This is a genomic window from Pseudomonas sp. UBA4194 (assembly GCF_002379585.1).
Taxonomy (GTDB): Bacteria; Pseudomonadota; Gammaproteobacteria; order Pseudomonadales; family Pseudomonadaceae; genus Aquipseudomonas.
Map to the genome: position 1 here is coordinate 33,714 of NZ_DFUE01000040.1, position 18,938 is coordinate 52,651.

The following is an 18,938-nucleotide window of genomic DNA, read 5'->3' on the forward strand; positions in this document are numbered from 1 at the left end:
GTGCAGCCGCGAAGGGGCCCGTACGGCCGCTGAAGAATCAGACCCGGGCGCAGGAAGGGCAGGTCACTCCAGGCCCCGCCATTTGACGTCCGCGAGCCCGCGACGCTGGGCGTGGCGGCGCAGCATGGCGGCCTTGTCTGCGGCATCGCAGCCACCGTAATACAGCCCGACACCGGAATGCAGGGTGGCGTAGTACCAGGCATCTGCATCGTTCATCTGTGTATCGCGTTGAATGAATTGCTTGGCCTCACCATTGAGAACATAACAAATTTCATAGTCCGAAAGCCGGCTGGTCATAGGTTTCTCCCAGTTTCAGGGGAGTCTGACCATGAAGGCGTTTTGCCAGTTCCCTCGGTGATGGCAAAAACCTATCAATCAAGTGTCACAGCGTTTGTTGTATGCTTCGCTGCGCCAACCAGCAGCCCGCGCTGCCATCCCCAAGGAAAGAGGGAAGTCATGAAGAAATGGATTTTTCTTGCCGTACTCGCGGTAATTGCCTGGAAGTTCGCCACCGTTCTCGACCTCGAACGGTTGGTTTACAGCACTCCAGGCACTACCTCAAACGCGAATTGAGCGCTAGCTTGGCTCGTTGGAGCCATCGTCGCCGGCGACATCCGGATCGTCCGGCAGTACTTCTGCTTCATCGGCATCGTTGAGCGGCGATGCATCACCGCCGGTGAATGGCTCGTCTTCGTCAGGCTGGCTGCTGATATGGGGGATGGGATCCAGGTCGATACTTATGGCAAAACCTCCGCAGTGATGGGGGCAATCATGCATTTGGAGGCTGCGCCTGCGTGAGGGGTTCGATCGGTGTACGCGCCATTGATCGCTTCAACGATCGATCGCGTTGAATTCGCAGTAGTCCTCCCAGCTCAGCCCCAAGGCTTCGGCCACTTCCTGATGCACTTCAAGGCGCATCGCCTGGAGCTCCTGCGGGTTTTCGGCGATCAGTTCCAGCGCCAGTTCCCACGGATCGAGCCCTTGAGCCTGGGCCTCGTCTTCGAAGGCCCATTGGATCTGTTGTTGCTGTTCGTGAGCGCTGAGCGCCTTGATCTCTTCTTTCATTTCAGGGCGGGCGTCGATGAATTTCGCCAGGGCGGCTTCGTTACGGTGTTCTTTGGCGATCATGTCGGGGCCTCATTGCCAGGTGACGGTTTCATGGTGGTCATGATGCCATAGCCCCTGTATTTCGCCAGTGCGTCGGGGCCACCGCCGGCATGCCCGCGCGGAGCGGCGGTTAGTGATAAAATCCGCGCCTCGAATTCTGGAGGTAGGCGCGTGCGCAAGTTGACGATGGTGATGGCGGTAATGGTGTTGTCCGGTTGTGGAACCGCCTTCGAGAAGGCCCACGAAGCGGTGGCGCAAAAACTGGAGAACCCCAAGACGGCTCGTTTCACCAACGTGCGCACCACCGACCAAGGCAACTATTGCGGCCAGGTCAAGGGCAAGGACGCTTCCGGCGCCTATGGCCCCTATCAAAGCTACGCGGCCATTCCCCAAGGCAGCGGGTTCGAAGTGGTGATCGACACCGACGGCAACAATGCGAGGGTGCGAGAGGTGTGCGGCAGCGCCGAGGAGCTCACGCCACGGGCAGAGGTGGCCGACGTTGCCGGGCAGCAGTGGGAAGTGCGTATCGTCTCCGGGCGCAACATGGGCTCGGTGACCGACATGGCGGCGCGGCTGGTGGAAAACGGTTTCGTGGCCAGTTTTGTCCAGCGCGACGGCCAGACACTGGTCTACCTGGGGCCGTTCGACAGCAAGGCCCAGGCCGAGAAGGAGCGGGCCCGCTTGATGGGTTCGCGAGGCATTGAATCGGTGGTGATGCCATTCACCGAGGCCGACAAGCCCTGACCCGATCCATGGATAGCCGAGGGCCATCCATCTGTCGCCGGCTTGAGCATCCCAACTGAACGTCTTTGATCTGCCAGCAGTCGATTCTTCAGGTGGCCCTTGCAGAAACACGCCAACGTGTTCGTGGCCCCTGCGGTTTCCCTGACTGGCCTGATCGGAGATGCACCCATGAACGAGTTGTCCGTAAACCCGCTGAGCGTCGAGCCTTTACCTTTCCAAGCGTCTTTCGAACAGATTCCTGATGACGAAGCCGAGACCGCCAAGGAACTGGCCGAGACGCTGCGCGGCATCATGCAGACCACCTTCGAAGACAGCGGTCATGCGGTGCGCAGTGTGCACGCCAAAAGCCATGGCCTGTTGCGCGGGCAGATCACCGTGCTCGATGGCCTGCCGCGTCCTCTGGCCCAAGGCGTATTCGCGCGCCCTGGGACATTGCCCGTGGTGATGCGCTTCTCCACCAACCCTGGCGATGTGCTGGACGACAAGGTCTCCACCCCGCGGGGCCTTGCCTTGAAGATCATCGGTGTGGAAGGCGCGCGCCTGCCGGGCAGCGAGGGCGACCAGACTCAGGATTTCGTCATGCAGAACGCCAAGGCGTTCACCGCGGCCACCCCCAAGGCGTTTCTCAAGACCCTGAAGCTGTTGGCCAAGACCACGGACAAGGGGCCGGGCCTCAAGCGTGCGCTGTCGGCCGTTCTGCGCGGGGTGGAAACCACCATCGAAGCCATGGGCGGGGAGAGCGGTACGCTCAAGAGCCTGGGCGGCCATCCGCTGACCAACCTTTTGGGCGAGAGTTACAACACTGTCGTGCCGCTGCTGTACGGGCCTTACTACGCGAAACTGGCGGTGGTACCCGTCTCGCCCGAGCTGACGGCGCTGACGGACAAGCCCGTCGACCTGGATGACAAGCCCGATGGCCTGCGCGAAGCTGTGGTGGAGCACTTCAGTCATCACGGCGGGGTGTGGGAAGTGCGTATTCAGCTGGCGACCGATATTGAGAAAATGCCCATCGAGGATGCGTCGGTGCAGTGGCCTGAGGATGTGAGCCCCTACGTGACGGTGGCGCGGATCACCCTGGAGCCGCAACCGGCCTGGGACGAAGAGCGCAGACAAGGGATCGATGACGGCATGGCGTTCAGCCCTTGGCATGGTTTGCAGGAGCATCGGCCACTGGGCGGGGTGATGCGTGCGCGCAAGCCTTCCTATGAAATGTCGTCGCAGTTCCGTGCGACTCATAATGGCTGCCCGATGCACGAACCGCGTTGATTCTTGGGTGGGGCTTTTGATCGGTGGTGAATGGTCCCCTCACCCCAGCCCTCTCCCTAGGGGAGAGGGAGCTAAAAGCGGATCGCGGATGTAGGCAACGCCTCCGTACTGCTCCCTCTCCCTCAGGGAGAGGGCTGGGGTGAGGGGACCATTCACCGCCACACTCCCAGCCAAACCCTCAAACCCTCAAACCCTCAAACCACCTGATCTCCCCAAGGCACCGCACGCCCCAGGTCCTCCGCCTTGGGTACCGCCCTATGCAAAGTAACCGGCACAGACTTCGCCGCCGGCACCTTGCTCTTCTTCGCGTAATGCCACAGAGGCACCAACGGGTTGCACTCCGGGTAGTACCCCGCCGCACAATTGATCGGAATGTCATAGGCAATGATCTGCAACGGGCCCACCTCGCGGCGTACGCCGGGTTCTATCGCCGTGCGCACCGATACCCAATCCCCCGGCGCAAAGCCCAGGCGAACGATGTCATTGCGGTTGAGGAAAATCACGCTGCGGGTGCCACTGACGCCACGGAAGCGGTCTTCATAGCCATACACGGTGGTATTGAACTGGTCGTTGCTGCGCAGCGTCATCAGTTGCAGCACATCACGATGACCGGCGTTCTGGGAAATGTCGTCATCCTCATCCAGGGTCGCGGCGGTCACGAACTGTGCCTTGCCCGACGGCGTGGTCCACTTGCGCTCGGCGGCGCCCAGCGGCCGGTGGAAACCGCCGGGTTCCCACATGCGCGTTTCCATGTCGTGGAAAATCTCCGGGTAGGTCAGGGCGATGGCCTCGCGGATCAGCGTGTAGTCGCGGCGCCATTGCGCCCAGGGAATCCGCTCGCCACCGCTCAATGCCTGCTCGGCCAGCCCGGCGATGATCGCCACTTCCGAGCGCAGGTGCTCGCTGGCCGGTGCACTGCGGCCCTGCCAGGCGCGAATGCAACCGGTGCTGTCCTCGGTGCTGTACACCTGATCCACGCCGTCCTGAACGTCCTTTTCGATGCGCCCCAGGCACGGCAGCAGCCAGCCGCTCTGGCCGGGGAACAGATGGGTGCGATTGAGCTTGGTGGCCACCTGCACGTTGAGTTGCAAGCCTGACCAGGCCGGTTCCATGCGATCGGTATCGGGCACCGCGCGCAGGAAGTTGCCGCCCAAGCCAATGAAGGCTTTCACCGAACCCGCAAGAATGCCCTCGCAGGCATCGACCGTGGCCAGCCCTTTGTGCTCGGGAACCTTGATGCCGAACAGCGCTTCGATTTTTTCCACCGGGACTTTCGCAGGGTCTTCGCTGATGCCCACGGTGCGTTGACCCTGCACATTGGAGTGGCCGCGCACTGGACAAATGCCGGCGCCGAGCTTGCCGATGTTGCCACGCAGCAACAGCAGGTTCACCAGCATCTGCACATTCTGCACACCGTGGCGATGCTGGGTCAGGCCCATGCCATAGATGATCATCACTCGCTCGCTGCGCGCGTACACGGTAGCGGCGGCTTCCAATGCACTGCGGCTCAGGCCGCTGCGCGCCTCCAGCGTGGTCCACTCGTGGCTATCCACCTGGGCCAGGAATTCATCCACGCCTTCGGTGTGCTCGGCGATGAAGTCGCGGTCGATGACGCCCGGCTCACCGTTCTCGAGCGCGGCGCGATCCAGAGCCAGTATGGCCTTGGCGATACCCATCACCGCAGCGGTGTCGCCGCCGATGGCGACCTGGTGGTACTGGGTGCTGATGACGGTCGAATCCGGCCCCAGCATCTCTACCGGGGACTGGGGATTAACGAAGCGCTCCAGGCCGCGCTCGCGCAAGGGGTTGAAGGTGATGATCGGCACCTGGCGTTTGCGAGCTTCCTGCAACGGATGAAGCATGCGCGGGCTGTTGCTGCCCACGTTCTGGCCGAAGAAAAAGATGCAGTCGGTGTGCTCGAAATCGGCCAGGGTGACGGTGCCCACTGGCACGCCGATGCTTTCCTGCAGGCCCACCGAGGTGCTTTCGTGGCACATGTTGGAGCTGTCGGGCAGGTTGTTGGTCCCCAGCGCGCGTGCGAACAACTGGTACATGAAAGAGGCTTCCAGCGACGCCCGACCGGAGGCATAGAACACCACCTCATCTGGGGCAAGGCCTCGCAGCTGCGCACCGATTTCCCGATAGGCCTGCTCCCAGGTGGTGGTGCGGTAGCGATCGGTGGCGGCGTCGTAATGCAGTGGCTGGGTCAACCGCCCTTCACGCTCCAGGGCGTAGTCGGTCCAGGTGCGCAGTTCGGTCACGCTGTGGCGGTCGAAGAAATCCGGTCCGGTTCGTAGCGCCGTCAATTCCCACGCGGTGGCCTTGGCGCCGTTCTCGCAGAATTCCAGGGCATGAGGGTTGCCGGGTTTGGCCCAGGCGCAACTGACGCAGGCGAAGCCCTTGGGCTTGTTCTGCTGGATCAGCGCAGCGGGTGCCTTGCCCAGGGCCTGCTGGCGCCAGAGAATGTTCATCACCGAGAACGCCGAGCCCCAGCCGCCCGATGACGATTGGTAGGGCTTGTAGTGAGCGGCAGGGTGAATGATGTTCATGGCTTTCCTCGGTACTTTTTCGGGGGCGTGCAATTACGACGATGCGGCCCTGGCAAAGGTTCGAAGGATCTTGACCGTGCACGCTACTATCGTGTGAAGCCCTCGAATTCATGTCGCACGCCGGTTGCTGCTGTTATGTTGTGGCACAGATTCCACGCACGAATGAGCCCGTCACAACCAGGCAAGACCTTTGGCAGCTTGGGTCATTGGCGTGTATGTTGAATTCCAACTACAAAAAACAAAGGAGAAGGCACCATGAGCACCTCCCAGCAACGCCTCGTAATGATTCCCTTCACCGGCCCGGTCCTGCTGGGCACGCCACTGCTGAACAAAGGCACCGCGTTCACTCAGCAAGAACGCGATGCGCTGCACCTGCAAGGCTTGCTGCCGCAGCAGGTCGAGACCATCGAGCAGCAATGCAGTCGCGCTTATCATCAGTTCCAGGCGTGCGCCACCGATCTGGAGCGGCACGTGCTGCTGCGCTCGATCCAGGATTCCAACGAGACCCTGTTCTATCGTCTGGTCGATGACCACATCGACGAGATGCTGCCGATCATCTACACCCCTACGGTCGGCAAGGCGTGCCAGGAATTTTCGCGCATCTATCGCAGCCACCGCGGCCTGTTCATCAGCATCGAAGACGAAGCGCGGATGGACGAGATCCTCAACAACGTGACCAAGGACAACGTCAAGGTGATCGTGGTCAGCGACTGCGAGCGCATCCTGGGGTTGGGCGATCAGGGCGTGGGTGGCATGGGCATTCCCATCGGCAAGCTGTCGCTGTACACCGCCTGCGGTGGCATCAGCCCGGCCTACACCTTGCCGGTGGTGCTGGACGTGGGCACCAATAACCCAGAACGCCTGGCCGATCCGCTGTACTTCGGCCGACGCGAAGAGCGCGTGCGTGGCGAGCGCTATGACCAGTTCCTGCAGACGTTCGTCGAAGGCGTTCAGCGCCGCTGGCCGGAGGCGATCCTGCAGTTCGAGGATTTCGCCCTGAGCAATGCGATGCCGTTGCTGGAGCGTTTCCGGGATCGGCTGTGCTGCTTCAACGATGACATTCAGGGCACCGCGGCGGTCACCGTCGGAACGTTGTTGGCCGCCTGCAAGGTCAAGGGCCAGCGCCTGTCGGAGCAGACCGTGGCGTTCGTCGGTGCCGGTTCGGCCGGTTGCGGCATTGCCGAGCAGATCATTACCGCTATGCAGCTCGAAGGCCTGACGGATGCACAGGCGCGCAGCCGGGTGTTCCTGCTCAACAGCAAGGGCTTGCTGACCGATCGTCAGCCTGGTCTGTACGACTTCCAGCAGCGCCTGGCCCATGGCAGCGATGCCTTGTCGGCGTGGAGCTTTGCCGGAGACTGGCCGTCGTTGCTGGAAGTGGTGAGCAATGCCAAACCGACGGTACTGATCGGCGTGTCGGGCAAGGCCGGGCTCTTCACTCAGGAGGTGGTGGAAACGCTGTACAGCCAGTGCCGGACACCGATCGTGATGCCGTTGTCCAACCCGACCTCGCAGATCGAGGCCCATCCCAAGGACATTCTGCAGTGGACCGAGGGCAATGCGCTGGTGGCCACGGGCAGTCCGTTCCTGCCCATCGAAGTGCTGGGCAAGACGTTCCCCATTGCGCAGTGCAACAACTCCTATATTTTCCCCGGCGTCGGGCTGGGCGCCATCGCCAGCAAGGCCACGCGCATTACCGACGGCATGCTGATGGCCTCCGCCCAGGCGTTGGCCGACAGCGCGTCGGCGGGGCAGATGTTGCCGCCACTGCGCGACGTGCAGGCGGTGAGCAAGAAAATTGCCCTGGCGGTGGGTCTGGCGGCGCAACGGGATGAGGTCGCCGCGCCGATGCAGGAATCGGCTTTGGCCGAGGCTATCGAGGCTCAGTTCTGGAAGCCGGTCTACAGACTATACGAGCGCCAACCCCAGTAACGTAGCAGCGGCGTGAGCCGCGTCACTGCCCACGCCATTCATACTGTCCAGACAATCCCTGCCCCTGTTTGGTAGTTTGGGGGGCGGGGGAGGGCTTGACGCGGCTTACGCCGCTGCTACGGGTGCTCGTCGGCCTGGGATGGCTTGGAGGAGCTCTTGGGTGTAGCGATCCTGGGGGTGCTCCAGTACCTGGGCCGCTGGGCCTTGTTCCAGCACTTGGCCTTGACGCAACACCACCACCTGATGCGCCAGGCTGGCGACGACCGCCAGGTCGTGGGACACCAGCACATAGGCAATCCCCAACTGCGTCTGCAAGCCGCGCAGCAGGTCCAGGATCTGTGCCTGTACCGACACGTCCAGTGCCGACACTGGTTCATCCAGCAGCAACAGGTCCGGCTTGAGCGCCAGGGCGCGGGCGATTGCGACCCGTTGGCGCTGACCGCCCGACAGCTCTCGGGGCAGGCGGTCGAGAAAGCTGGCGGGCAGTTGCACCTGCTCCATCAACTGGCGTGCCCGTTGCTCCAGCTCCCGGCCTTTGGCCAGGCCGAACGACACCAGAGGCTCGACCACGCTTTGAAAAATGGTAAAGCGCGGGTCCAGCGCCGAGAACGGATTCTGCTGCACCAACTGCATACGCTGGCGCAGCGGCCTGAAATCACCCCAGCTCAAGCCGTTGAGGTCCTGACCGTCGAAGCGCACACGCCCTTCACTGGGCTGCTCCAGGCCCAGAGCGATGCGCAGACTGGTGCTCTTGCCTGAGCCCGATTCGCCGACAATGGCCAGGGTCTGGCCGTGATACACCTGAAAATCCAGCCCCTGCAGTGCCTGGAAACTGCCGGCCTGGCCCTTGTGCCGTGGCAATTGAAAGCGCTTGCCTACCTGCTCGAAGCTCAACAGGGGCGATGCTGCAGTGGCGATGTAGGGTGCCGGTCGCTTACCTGTGGCAAACGCCGGGGCCGCCGCCAGCAAGGCGCGCGTGTAGGGTTGGCTCGGTGCCGACAACACCTGACGCGCCGGGCCCTGTTCCACCCGCTCGCCACCGCGCATCACCAACACCCGGTCGGCCCTGTCGGCGGCAACACCCAGGTCGTGGGTGATGATCAACAGCGAAATGCCGCGGGCTTTGACCAATTGCTCGAGGTGATCGAGGATGCGTTTCTGCACGGTCACATCCAGCGCACTGGTGGGCTCGTCGGCGATGATGACCTGCGGGTTGCCGGCCAGGGCGATGGCAATCAACACCCGCTGGCGCATGCCGCCGGACAGCTCGTGGGGGTACTGGCGGGCGCGCAGTTCGGGGTTGTCCAGCCCCACCTGTTCGAGCAGCTCCAGCACGTCGGCATCCAGTGCGGGATACCGACGGCCATGGGCCTGCACCAGGCTCTCGCCGATCTGCCGGCCCACGCTCAGGGTGGGGTTGAGGCTGACCATCGGGTCCTGGGGTACCAGGCCGATCACCCGGCCGCGCAGTTGGCGCTTGATGCGTTCGCTGGCGTGGCTGATGTCCTGGCCGCCCACGTTCAGGCTGCCACTGTCGATCCGCGCGCTACTGGGCAATAGGCCCAGCAGGGCACTGGCCAGGGTGGTCTTGCCCGAGCCCGATTCGCCGACGATAGCCAGCGTCTCGCCCGCCGCCAGATCGAACGAGAGCCCACGCACCGCCTGGGTGATGCGCTGGCCGCTGTGGTAACTGACGTGGAGGTCGCGGACCTCGATCAAGTGGCTCATCGCTGAATCTCCTCGAAGGTGCGAGCAATGTGGTTGAGGCTGAACACCACCAGCACCAGGAACAAGCCCGGCAACAGCGACACCCAGGGCGCGGTGATAAGGAAATGGCGGCCGTTGGCGATCAGGGTGCCCCACTCGGCGGCCGGTGGCGCTGCACCGAAGCCCAGAAAACTCAAACCTGCGGTGGCCAGGATCGCCGCGCCGAAATCCAGGGTGGCCAGCACCATCACCGGCCCCCAGGCATTGGGCAGCACGTGGCGCAGCAGGGTCCGCGTCCAACTGGCGCCGCCCAGGCGTGCGGCTTCGACGTAGGGCAGGGTCTTGATGCGCAACACTTCGGCGCGGGTGGTGCGGGCAAAGCCGGGAATGATGCCCACCCCGACCGCCACGGCCACGGGCACGGTACCGAAGCCGATGGCGGTGACGATCGCCAGCGCCAGCAGCAGGCCGGGCAGTGCCAGCAGGACATCGATCACCCGCATGATCAGCGCATCGATTCGCCCGCCAATGAAGCCGGCGACGATGCCCAGGCCCAACCCACTGAACAGCGCCAGACCGACCGCCAGCAAGGCTGCCTGCACCGACAGCCGGGCACCGTAAAGCACTCGGGTGTACAGGTCCCGACCCAGCTCATCGGTCCCGAACCAATGGCTGGCGCCCGGCGGCAACAGTTTGGCCGAGGGCAGGGTCGCGTACGGGTCGTAGTGGCTGAACACCCCCGGCAACAGGGCGGCAATCAGCGTCAGCAGCACCATCAGCGTGGCGAGCATGAAGCCCGGCCGGCGCAGCAACGGCGCGGTCTGCTCGACCATACGTTGCCAGCGACTGCGCGGCCGCCATTGGGCTGGGACAGGGGCAGCGGTCGTGCTACTGGTATCGAAAGAGGAGGCAAGGCTGCGGTCGGATGCGCTCATGGTTCAGGCCACCTTTGGTGTATGGGTGATACGCGGGTCGAGGATCGGGTACAGCAGGTCGACCAGCAGATTGATCAGCACGAACGCTGCGGCCGACACGGTGACCACCGCCAGCACCAGCGGGATGTCCTGGCGCAATACAGCTTCCTGCACCAGTCGGCCGACGCCGTTGCGCGAGAAAATGGTTTCCACCAGCACCGCGCCGGAGACCGTGTTGCCCACCTGCAGGCCGATCAAGGTCAGCAACGGCAGCGCCGCGTTACGCAGGCCATGGCGAGCTTGCACCTGGGCGCGGCTCAGGCCCTTGGCGTAGGCGGTGACGATATAGGGCTCGCGCCATACGTCCTGAAAGCCGCGCTGCAGCACCTGGGCGTACACCGCGGCGCTGGGAATGGCCAGGGTGATGGCCGGCAGCACCACACTGGCAACCCCTTGGCTGCCGGTGGCCGGGAACCAGCCCAGGGTGAAGGCGAATACCTGAATCAGCAGCAGGCCCATCCAGAACACCGGGATCGAGAAGCCCAGCGCCGGCAACCGCGCCAGCGCCACCTTGAGCGGCTGCCAGCGCACGTAGGCAGCCAGGTACGCCAGCCCCACGCCACCCAGCAGCGACAACACGATGGCCGAGCCGGCCAGGGCCAGGGTTTGCGGCAGGCGTTCGGCCAGAATGGCGGTGACCGGGCGATTGAGCGTCAACGACTGGCCGAGGTCGCCATGCAGCACGCCCCAGAGCAGTTGGAAGTAGCGCTCGAACAGGCCCTGATCCAGGCCGTAGTAGTGGCGGGCCTTGGCCAGTTGCTCGGCCGACAGCGCGTCAATCTCCATGCCGGAGGCGCTGAGCATGATGCTCAACGGATCACCCGGCAGCAGGTAGAGAATGAAATAGGTAATGCTGTAGGCGCCCCACAGCACCAACAAGGCCTGGGCAATCCGGCCGAGCAGGTAGCGGCTCATGGTTTGACCTCGATATCGTTGAGGAAGGCAAAGCCTTCGGCGCTCCAGCGGAAGTTGTGCACCTTGGCCGAGGTGGCTGCCTGCCAGACTCGCTCATACACCGGGATCGCCGAGGCCCGATCGATCAGCAGATCCTGCAGTTCGCCATAGGCTTGCGCGCGCTGGTCGCTGGCCGTTGCGGTCAGCCCGGTGTCGAAAAGGGTCTGGGCCTTGGCCAGCGTGGCCGGGGTGTAGATATTGGTGGCCAGGGTCGAGCTGTTGGCGCTGCGCGGATCGAGGATGGTCTGCAGAATGATCGGATCGGCGCGGGTCATGTAGTTGTAGGTCAGGTCATAGTTGCCGTTGGCATTGGCGGCCGCCCACTCGGCTTTGGTCTGGACCTTGAGCTGCAGATCGATGCCCACTTTGCGCAGTTGATCCTGGATCAGCACGTCACCGGCGGTTTCTCGCTCGGCGATGTTGTAGGTCAGGCTCAGGCGTTTGCCGTCCTTGTAGCGATAGCCATCGGGGCCTGGCGCCCAGCCGGCCTTGCCCAGAAGCTGTGTGGCCGTTTCGGGGCGGTAGTCGAGCTTGTGACCCTGGCTGCGGAGGTAGGGTGTGGTGATGTCGTACACGCCGTCGACCACCGGGAACGCGGGGTTGTAGACGGTGGCGGCGTAGCTCTTGCGGTCGATGGCCGCCTGGATGGCCTGGCGTACGTCTTCGTCGGCCAGGATGCGGTTGCCGCGGGTGTTGGGGTACAGGTTCCAGGCGGGCCCTGGCAGGGAGCGGCTTTGAATGGTGGCCTGGCGGCTTTGCAGCAGCTGGGTGTCGACTTCGGAGAACGGCGCCCGCGGCCAGAGGATGTCGACCTGACCTTGCAGGAACAGCCCGTTGCGGACGCTTTCCTCCGGTACGTAGCTCACCTCGATGCTGTCCAGGTGCGACTCGCCCTTGTTCTGCACGTTGGCCGAGGCCCACGCGTAGCCGCTGCGTTTGACCAGTTTCAGGCCGGTTTCGGGGGTGTAGTGTTCGAGCACGAATGGACCGCTGCCGATGATCGCCCCCAGCGAGCGTTCCTTGGCACTGTGGCGGTAGCTCTCGGGCGCCAGGATGGCCAGGTTGGTGGTCGAGGTGGCCTGAAGGAAACCGGCATTGGGCCGCGCCAGGACAATCTTGACGGTCTGCGGGTCGATGATTTCGGCGTGGTCGTAACCGGCCAGGTAGGTGGCGCCGAAGGTGGCCGGCAGTTCACTGGCGAAAGCCTTGTTGCTGTCGAAGGCGGTCTTCACGGCCTGGGCATCGAAGGCTTCGCCGTTGCTGAAGGTGACGCCTTTGCGCAGGTGAAAGGTGTACTCACGGGCGTTGTCGCTGATAGTCCAGCTGTCGGCAAGCCAGGGGATGATCTTGCCGGTTTGCGGGTCTTGGTCGGTGAGTGATTCGACGACGTTGCGCAGCACGACGCGGTGTTCGAGCCAGTAGACCTGGAATGGGTCGAGGCTGACCAGTTGCGTGTTGTCGCCGAAGAAAGCGATTTTCAGGGTGCTGGCGGCGTTGGCGTCGGCATCGCTGGGTGAGCAGCCCGGCAAGGTCAGGCCCAGGGCCATCAGGATGGCCGCGCTGGCCAGGGTGCGTTGGAATTTCATGGGTGTTCCCTTAGTTGAAATGTGTGTTGTGTGCAGCGGCCATCCTCAAAAATCGTATGCAATCTTGCTGTACCAATACCCACCCCCGGGGTAGAACGGCGGGTTGCCGTAGGCCGCCAGGCCGAGGTTGCTGTACACCGCGTTCTTGTCCGGACGCTTGTCGAAGATGTTGGTACCGCCCACGCTCACCGTCAGTTGGTCGAAGAAGGTGTAGGCGATGTCCAGATCGGTAATCCACTTGGCGCCGAAGCTGCGATCCCCGCTGGGGTTCACTGCCAGGGTTTTCACCGCGCCATAGCGCGTGGTCTGCAGGTTTACCGCCAGGTCAGCGACTTTCCAGTTGGCACCCAGGATCCACTTGGTTTTCGGGCTGGCCTCGGTCAGGTCGCCTTCGCGATCCCGACCCACCAGGTTGATCCCCGATCCGGCCAGGCTCGCGGGCGTATCGCGCACGCCTTCGACGGTGGTCTTGTTCCAGTTGAAGGCCAGGCTCCAGCGAATGTCGCCGTAGTTGTCGAAGGGCGTGGTGTGGTCGGCGACGATGTCCAGGCCGCGGGTGCGGGTATCGAAGGCGTTGGTGTAGTAGTTGACCCAAGTGCCGCTGGCCACGCCCTGAGATTGCAGGATGTCGGTGATCACCCCGTTGCCACGGTCGTAGATATTGCTGGTCAGGGTGATGCGGTCATCGATGTCGATCAGGTAGGCGTCGGCGGTGATGCTGGTGCGCGGCGCGGGTTGCCAGGTCAGCCCCAGGCCCAGGTTGCGGGATTTCTCGGGCTTGAGGTCGTCGCCACCTAGGGCCTTGGCCAGATCGCTACCCGAAGGCGTCAGCCGGGTCACGGCCGGCACCACGTTGCCGTTGGCGTCGGTGTTGACCCGGTTGTCAGCCACGGTGTAGCCGATCTGGGTCAGTGACGGCGCGCGGAAACCGGTGCCGACCGTGCCGCGTACGGCCACGGTGTCGGTCAGCTCGTAGCGCGAGTTGACCTTGAGGCCGAAGGTATTGCCCGAATCGTCGTCGTAGTGCTCCACGCGCCCGGCCACGTCCAGAAACCAACGGTCGGTGAGGTCGAAGCCCAGGTCCAGGTAGCCGGCGTAGTTGTTGCGGATCAGGCTGACTTCGTCCTCGGGGCGGATGGTCACCGCGGCCTGGGCGCCGGTGGCGGCGGGGTAGGTGCCGGTGATATAGGCCTCAGGGTCGCCGGCGAACGTGCTGAAACGTTCCCAGCGATGCTCCAGGCCCGCCGACACCTGTACCGGTGACGTCAGGTTGAACAAGCTGTCGTAGCGGCGGGTGAGGTCGAAGTTGTTCACCCACTGCTCGAAGCGAAAGGTCGCCAGGTTGTCGAACTTGGTGGGCGAGGCAGTGCCCAGCGAAGGGTTGATGTTGAGGTCGCTGGAATGGTGGACGTTGTTGCGCCCGTAGGTGGTGCTCAGGTCCCAGTTCCACTCGGCCAGCTCGCCCTTGCCGCCAAACAGGAACTGGTAGTCGCGATCCTTGATGTTGTTCAGCGGGTAGTAGCCGTCGGGGAATACTTCGGGAACCGATGCGGTGCCGGTGGGCAGACGAAAATAGTTGGCGGCTTCGGCATCGCGTTCGCCGTAGGTCGAGTAGGAATACAGGGTCAGGTTGTCCAGCGGCAACTGGGCGTTGTAGGCCAGGTTGAATGCCTTGAGGTCGGGATCGCCGTTCTTGATCGCAACGCGGTCCCAGGCGGCTTCCTTGATGGGGTCGCTGAACGCCCGGACGCTGCTGTCGGCCTTGCCGTTCCAGGAGGCATCGCCACGCCGCCGGGCGTCGGCGGCCAGGTGCACGAAACCGCCGTCGCCGAGAGCGAAGCCCTGGTCGCCGGCAAACTTGATGGTTTCCCCTTCGCCGGAATAGAGCTTGCCGTAGCTGCTCTCGACGTGGCCCCCGGAGGCGCCGGTCTTGAGGATGATGTTGATCACGCCGGCGACGGCGTCCGAGCCGTATTGAGCCGCGGCGCTGTCCTTGAGCACTTCGATGTGATCCACGGCGCTGACCGGAATCAGATCGATGTCCACCGCATTGGCGCCACTGTTGTCGACGTTGCCGCGTTGGCCGACGGCGCCATTGTGGCGGCGTTTGCCGTTGACCAGCACCAGCGTGTAGGCCGGGCCCAGGCTTCGGTTGCTCAGGGGTCGGGTGACCGAGTTGTAGCCGGCGATGTTGGTGCCGAAGTTGAACGACGGCAGCAGCTTGGAGATGGCTTCGGAGAGTTCTGCGCGACCGGTCTTGAGTAGCTGATCGCTATTGATCACATCGATGGGCGCGGGGCTGTCGGCAACGGTACGTTGCTGGCCACGCACGCCGGTGGAGATCACAGTGACTGTGCCCAGGGTGGCACCCTCGGTAGCGGCCTGGGCCTTGGGCGTGAACTCGCCCAGCAGCAGCGCGCAACTGATCGCACCGAGCAGGAAGGTCTTGTGGGAACGAGGGTAGAAAGTGTCTGGCATGTTGGGCGTGGTCCGTTAGAACTGGCCCTGGCCCTTGGTGCGGGTGCAGGTGGAAAAAGCCTGGCTGATGGGAGAGGAAGGGGAACGATGTCGTCTGGTTTTGATGGTATTTGTATAAGAAACCAATTGGAAATTCTATTTGGGTATATGAATATTATGTAAATGATGAATATAAAAGTTGGTTTTGATGCGGGTGGAGAATAAAAAGTGGGGGGTGGGTAGGGGTTGGGAGGGATGGGTTTTGGGGGGGGCGCATTCGCGGCTGTACGCCGCTCCTACATAGGGGGCGGCGTATGGGGGAACGGGTTAGTCGCGGTAATCGGTTCCTTCGCGGTCCAGTTGGCGAATCAATGCATCCCAATGCCGTTGGATGCCTGGATTGCTGCCGTCGATGAACGCCGCGGTCTGCTGGCGGACTTTCTCGATGGCCGCCTCCGGGGCATGCAGCAGATCGTCATTGCCGCCTGCCTGCGCAGCGATCTGGATATTGCACGCACGCTCAAGACCATGCAGTTCGCGAAAGGCATGCTCTACGCTGACGCCGCCGGTCAGCAGCCCGTGGTTGCGCAGGATCAGAATGTTGCTCTCACCCAGGTGCTCCACCAGTCGCGCCTGCTCGTCCAGGTCCAGCGCTACCCCTTCGTAACTGTGGTAGGCCACGCGGCTGTAGTACACCAGCGCATGTTGGGACAGCGGTAGCAGCCCGTTCTTCTGCGCCGACACGGCCGCGCCGTCGCGGGTGTGGGTATGCAGCACGGCCTGCAGATCGGGCCGGGCGCGGTGAATGGCGCTGTGGATGACGTAGCCGGCCTGGTTGATGCCCACGCCCAATGGGTCATCGATGATGGTGCCATCCACGTCCACCTTGACCAGGTTGGAGGCGGTGATTTCATCGAACAGCAAACCGAACGAGTTGATCAGGAAGTGCTCTTCCGGCCCCGGTACGCGGGCCGAGAAGTGCGTATAGATATGGTCGGTCCAGCGAAACAGGGCGGCCAGGCGGTAGGCAGCGGCGAGTTTGACACGCACTTCCCATTCAGCGGCACTGACCCGTTCGCGGGTGGTGCTCTGGTGGGCAGTAGACACAGCGGACAAAGCGGACATCGGTTGGCTCCTCGGGCGCGCCAGGGCGCCCTCAAGGTCGAGAATAGGGGTTAGGGGGTCACGCTCAGGGCATTGCGGCCCACGCTGCCGAACACGGCATCGTCTTGCGGGGTATGAATGCGGCTGCAAAGCACGTTGCGGTAATGGCGTTCCAGCGGGTTCTGCCGAGACAGGCCTGGATTGCCGCTGGCTTGAACGGCGAGTTCGACCGCGGCGATGGCGTTCTGGCTGACCAGTTGCTTGAGCTGCACGGCGTGCCTGGCATCGATCCCGCCGTTGACCGCCGAATCCAGCAGCGCGCGGTTGTTGAACAGCAGCGTGTCGATACGACCGACCACGTCTTCAAAGCGCGGCAGGCTGGCCAGCGGTTTGCCCAGGTGGGTCGGTACCCGCTGTTGCAGAAACTGCACCAGCCAGTCCCGTGCGGCGTGGGCGACCGCGTCGTAAAGGGTGGGCAACAGCACCGACATCCACAGCAGCGTCTGGCCGTCGAGTTCGGCCACGGGGGCATCGGCAGGGCTGACCGAGACGGCGTTTTCCAACGGCAACAGAACGTCTTCGAATTCCACTCGATGGCTGCACGTGGCGCGCATGCCCAGATGGTCCCACTCCTCGACGATGCGAATGCCGGGGCTGTCCTTGTGCACCAGGAAACCGCCTACCAACGGCTGCGGATCGTCGCTGCGGGCCCATACCACATACCAGGTCAGGCCGTGGCTGCCGGTCGAGTACAGCTTGCTGCCGGACAGCCGCCAACCTTCAGCGGTGCGCCTGGCCACGGTGGCCGGCAGACCGCCGCGGGCCGGGGTGCCCAGTTCGGGCTCGACGCGAAAGGCATTGATCAGGGCGCCGTGCTCGACAGCCTCGCGTCCCAGTTGCTGGCGCAGGTGCAGCGGCCAACGGCTGTCGTCCTGCAGGCGAAAATGTTGCAGATACTGCATCACCAGAATCAGCGCGGTAGACGGTTCACCCTTGGCCACGGCGGCGATCACCTGGCGCGCCGTCGCCAGGTCCGCGCCGCCGCCGCCCAGCGCGGTGGGCACCACCAAGCCCAGCAGGCCATGGCGTTGCAGCAGAGCAAAGTTGGCCGCTGGAAACGCGCCGCTGCGATCGTACTCGGCGGCACTGCTGGCCAGCTCGGAAGTGACCTCGGCCAGCACGCTGGTCAGGTTGCGTGGGTGCAGCGCGATGGTGTTGTGGGCTGCGGCTGTCATCGGGCGCTCTTTACGGCATACACCGGGCTTTCCAGTTCAGCCACCCGCTGACGAATCCGCGGCAGCAGTTCCTGGCCATATTCCACGGCATCGCGCAGCTGATCGAAACCACGGAACAGGAACGTACTCACGCCGAGCTTGTAGTATTCCAGCGCCGCTTCGGCGACCTGGTCGGCAGTACCCACCAACGATGTGGAGTTGCCGGCCGCGCCGGTGAGTTCGGCGATGCCGGTCCAGAGGCGGGTGTCGTGGACGCTTTTCTGCGCGGCGATATCCACCAGGCGCTGCGATCCGGCGTTGTTCTTGCCCGTGTTCAGCTCGCGGCGCTTGCCTTTGCGTTGGTCGTGGAGCACGCGGGCATCCTGCAGAATCCGTTCGGCACGGGCCCAGGCCTGTTCTTCGGTGGCGCCCAGGATGGGACGCAGGGAGAGGCTGAAGCGGATGTGTTTTTCCCGGCCATAGCGCGCAGCGGCCTTGCGTACCTGAGCGATGCGCTCGTGGATGTTCTCCAGCGGCTCACCCCACATCATGTAGACGTCGGCATGTTTGGCAGCGGCTTCCACGGCGGCATCGGAGGCGCCGGAGAAATAGATCGGCACGTGCGGCTGCTGAACCGGCTTGACCAGGGTCAGGTTGTCTTCGACGCGGTAATGAGTGCCTTGATGGCTGAACGGCTCGTTGGCGGTCCAGACCTGCTTGAACACGTCCAGGTACTCTTCGGTGCGGGCATAGCGCGCATCCTTGTCGAGGAAGTCGCCGTCACGCTGCAGGTCGCCGCTGTCCGCGCCCGTGATGACATTGATCGCTGCACGGCCACGGCTGAGCTGATCGAGGGTGGCGAACTGGCGCGCGGCGAACGTAGGAGCCTGGAAGCCTGGACGGTGCGCCACCAGCAGACCGAGTTTTTCGGTATGAGCGGCCACGTAGCTGGCCAGGATCATGGAGTCGGCAGCGCTGGTATTGACGGCCAGCAGCGCCTGGTCGAAGCCGGCGTATTCCTGAGCCTGGGCAAAGGCCTTGATAAAGGCCAGGTCTACACCTGGGCCACGTGGGGCTTGAGATTCGCTGCTTTCCTGCGGGCCGATCAGGCCGATGAATTCGAGGCTCACTGAGGGGGCACTCCTGGATAGGTATAAGGGGGCCTCCGCCAGGAAAGGGGTCGGTCTGGATAGACCTTATGCCGGCTCAAATCCGCTGTAAAAGCATTTTTGGTTCTATGCTAATTATGCGATTAGAGAATCACGATCTTCATCAATATAAAAATAATCGATTTCAGGCGAGTGCCTTCGTTCTGTTCGTTCATTTGACGCCCGTGGGCGGCTG

The 18,938-nt window shown here is 63.3% G+C and carries 15 protein-coding genes; 3 read left to right on the forward strand and 12 right to left on the reverse strand.

The window, feature by feature from the left end; translation table 11 throughout:
* Positions 1 to 63 precede the first annotated feature (63 nt).
* The 3 genes from B3397_RS10575 to B3397_RS10585 all read right to left on the reverse strand — a co-directional run bounded on the left by B3397_RS10575 (position 64) and on the right by B3397_RS10585 (position 1,128).
* Entirely contained in the window at positions 64 to 297 is a 234-nt protein-coding gene (locus B3397_RS10575) for a DUF6555 family protein (protein ID WP_296249790.1), read from the reverse strand.
* Positions 298 to 576: 279 nt separating this feature from the next.
* A complete protein-coding gene (locus B3397_RS10580; RefSeq protein WP_296249794.1) occupies positions 577 to 777 on the reverse strand; it encodes a hypothetical protein in 201 nt (66 codons plus the stop codon).
* A gap of 54 nt (positions 778 to 831) precedes the next feature.
* Positions 832 to 1,128, reverse strand: a complete 297-nt coding sequence (locus tag B3397_RS10585; protein ID WP_296249796.1) for a DUF6388 family protein — start codon at positions 1,126 to 1,128, stop codon at positions 832 to 834.
* Positions 1,129 to 1,278: 150 nt separating this feature from the next.
* On the opposite strand from B3397_RS10585, the gene B3397_RS10590 reads away from it, so the two are divergent.
* On the forward strand, positions 1,279 to 1,851 hold the full coding sequence (locus B3397_RS10590) for an SPOR domain-containing protein (protein ID WP_296249798.1): 573 nt from the start codon (positions 1,279 to 1,281) through the stop codon (positions 1,849 to 1,851).
* Between the two features lie 168 nt (positions 1,852 to 2,019).
* Positions 2,020 to 3,117: a catalase family protein gene (locus tag B3397_RS10595; protein ID WP_296249799.1), complete on the forward strand. Its 1,098-nt coding sequence runs from the start codon at positions 2,020 to 2,022 to the stop codon at positions 3,115 to 3,117.
* 194 nt (positions 3,118 to 3,311) lie between these two features.
* On the opposite strand, the gene B3397_RS10600 is transcribed toward B3397_RS10595, so the two are convergent.
* A complete protein-coding gene (locus B3397_RS10600; RefSeq protein WP_296249800.1) occupies positions 3,312 to 5,666 on the reverse strand; it encodes an FdhF/YdeP family oxidoreductase in 2,355 nt (784 codons plus the stop codon).
* 255 nt (positions 5,667 to 5,921) lie between these two features.
* On the opposite strand from B3397_RS10600, the gene B3397_RS10605 reads away from it, so the two are divergent.
* On the forward strand, positions 5,922 to 7,598 hold the full coding sequence (locus B3397_RS10605; protein WP_296249802.1) for an NAD-dependent malic enzyme: 1,677 nt from the start codon (positions 5,922 to 5,924) through the stop codon (positions 7,596 to 7,598).
* Positions 7,599 to 7,703: 105 nt separating this feature from the next.
* Here the strand turns inward: B3397_RS10605 and B3397_RS10610 are convergent, their stop codons facing one another.
* From B3397_RS10610 to B3397_RS10645, 8 genes are all read right to left on the reverse strand, one after another.
* Positions 7,704 to 9,326 (reverse strand): dipeptide ABC transporter ATP-binding protein, encoded by a 1,623-nt coding sequence (locus B3397_RS10610; protein ID WP_296249803.1) that lies wholly within the window; start codon positions 9,324 to 9,326, stop codon positions 7,704 to 7,706.
* Positions 9,323 to 10,240, reverse strand: a complete 918-nt coding sequence (locus B3397_RS10615) for an ABC transporter permease (RefSeq protein ID WP_296249804.1) — start codon at positions 10,238 to 10,240, stop codon at positions 9,323 to 9,325. The genes B3397_RS10610 and B3397_RS10615 overlap by 4 nt, the downstream gene beginning before the upstream one ends.
* 3 nt (positions 10,241 to 10,243) lie before the next feature.
* Entirely contained in the window at positions 10,244 to 11,194 is a 951-nt protein-coding gene (locus tag B3397_RS10620) for an ABC transporter permease (protein ID WP_296249806.1), read from the reverse strand.
* Complete coding sequence (locus tag B3397_RS10625) at positions 11,191 to 12,819, reverse strand: ABC transporter substrate-binding protein (RefSeq protein WP_296249807.1); 1,629 nt, start codon at positions 12,817 to 12,819, stop codon at positions 11,191 to 11,193. Before B3397_RS10625 ends, B3397_RS10620 begins: the two co-directional genes overlap by 4 nt.
* Positions 12,820 to 12,864: 45 nt before the next feature.
* A complete protein-coding gene (locus B3397_RS10630) occupies positions 12,865 to 15,297 on the reverse strand; it encodes a TonB-dependent receptor plug domain-containing protein (protein ID WP_296249809.1) in 2,433 nt (810 codons plus the stop codon).
* Between the two features lie 306 nt (positions 15,298 to 15,603).
* Positions 15,604 to 16,401: a class II aldolase/adducin family protein gene (locus B3397_RS10635; RefSeq protein ID WP_296249811.1), complete on the reverse strand. Its 798-nt coding sequence runs from the start codon at positions 16,399 to 16,401 to the stop codon at positions 15,604 to 15,606.
* Between the two features lie 50 nt (positions 16,402 to 16,451).
* Entirely contained in the window at positions 16,452 to 17,615 is a 1,164-nt protein-coding gene (locus B3397_RS10640) for an acyl-CoA dehydrogenase family protein (RefSeq protein WP_296249814.1), read from the reverse strand.
* A complete protein-coding gene (locus B3397_RS10645; protein WP_296249816.1) occupies positions 17,612 to 18,724 on the reverse strand; it encodes an LLM class flavin-dependent oxidoreductase in 1,113 nt (370 codons plus the stop codon). The genes B3397_RS10640 and B3397_RS10645 overlap by 4 nt, the downstream gene beginning before the upstream one ends.
* Positions 18,725 to 18,938: the final 214 nt, after the last annotated feature.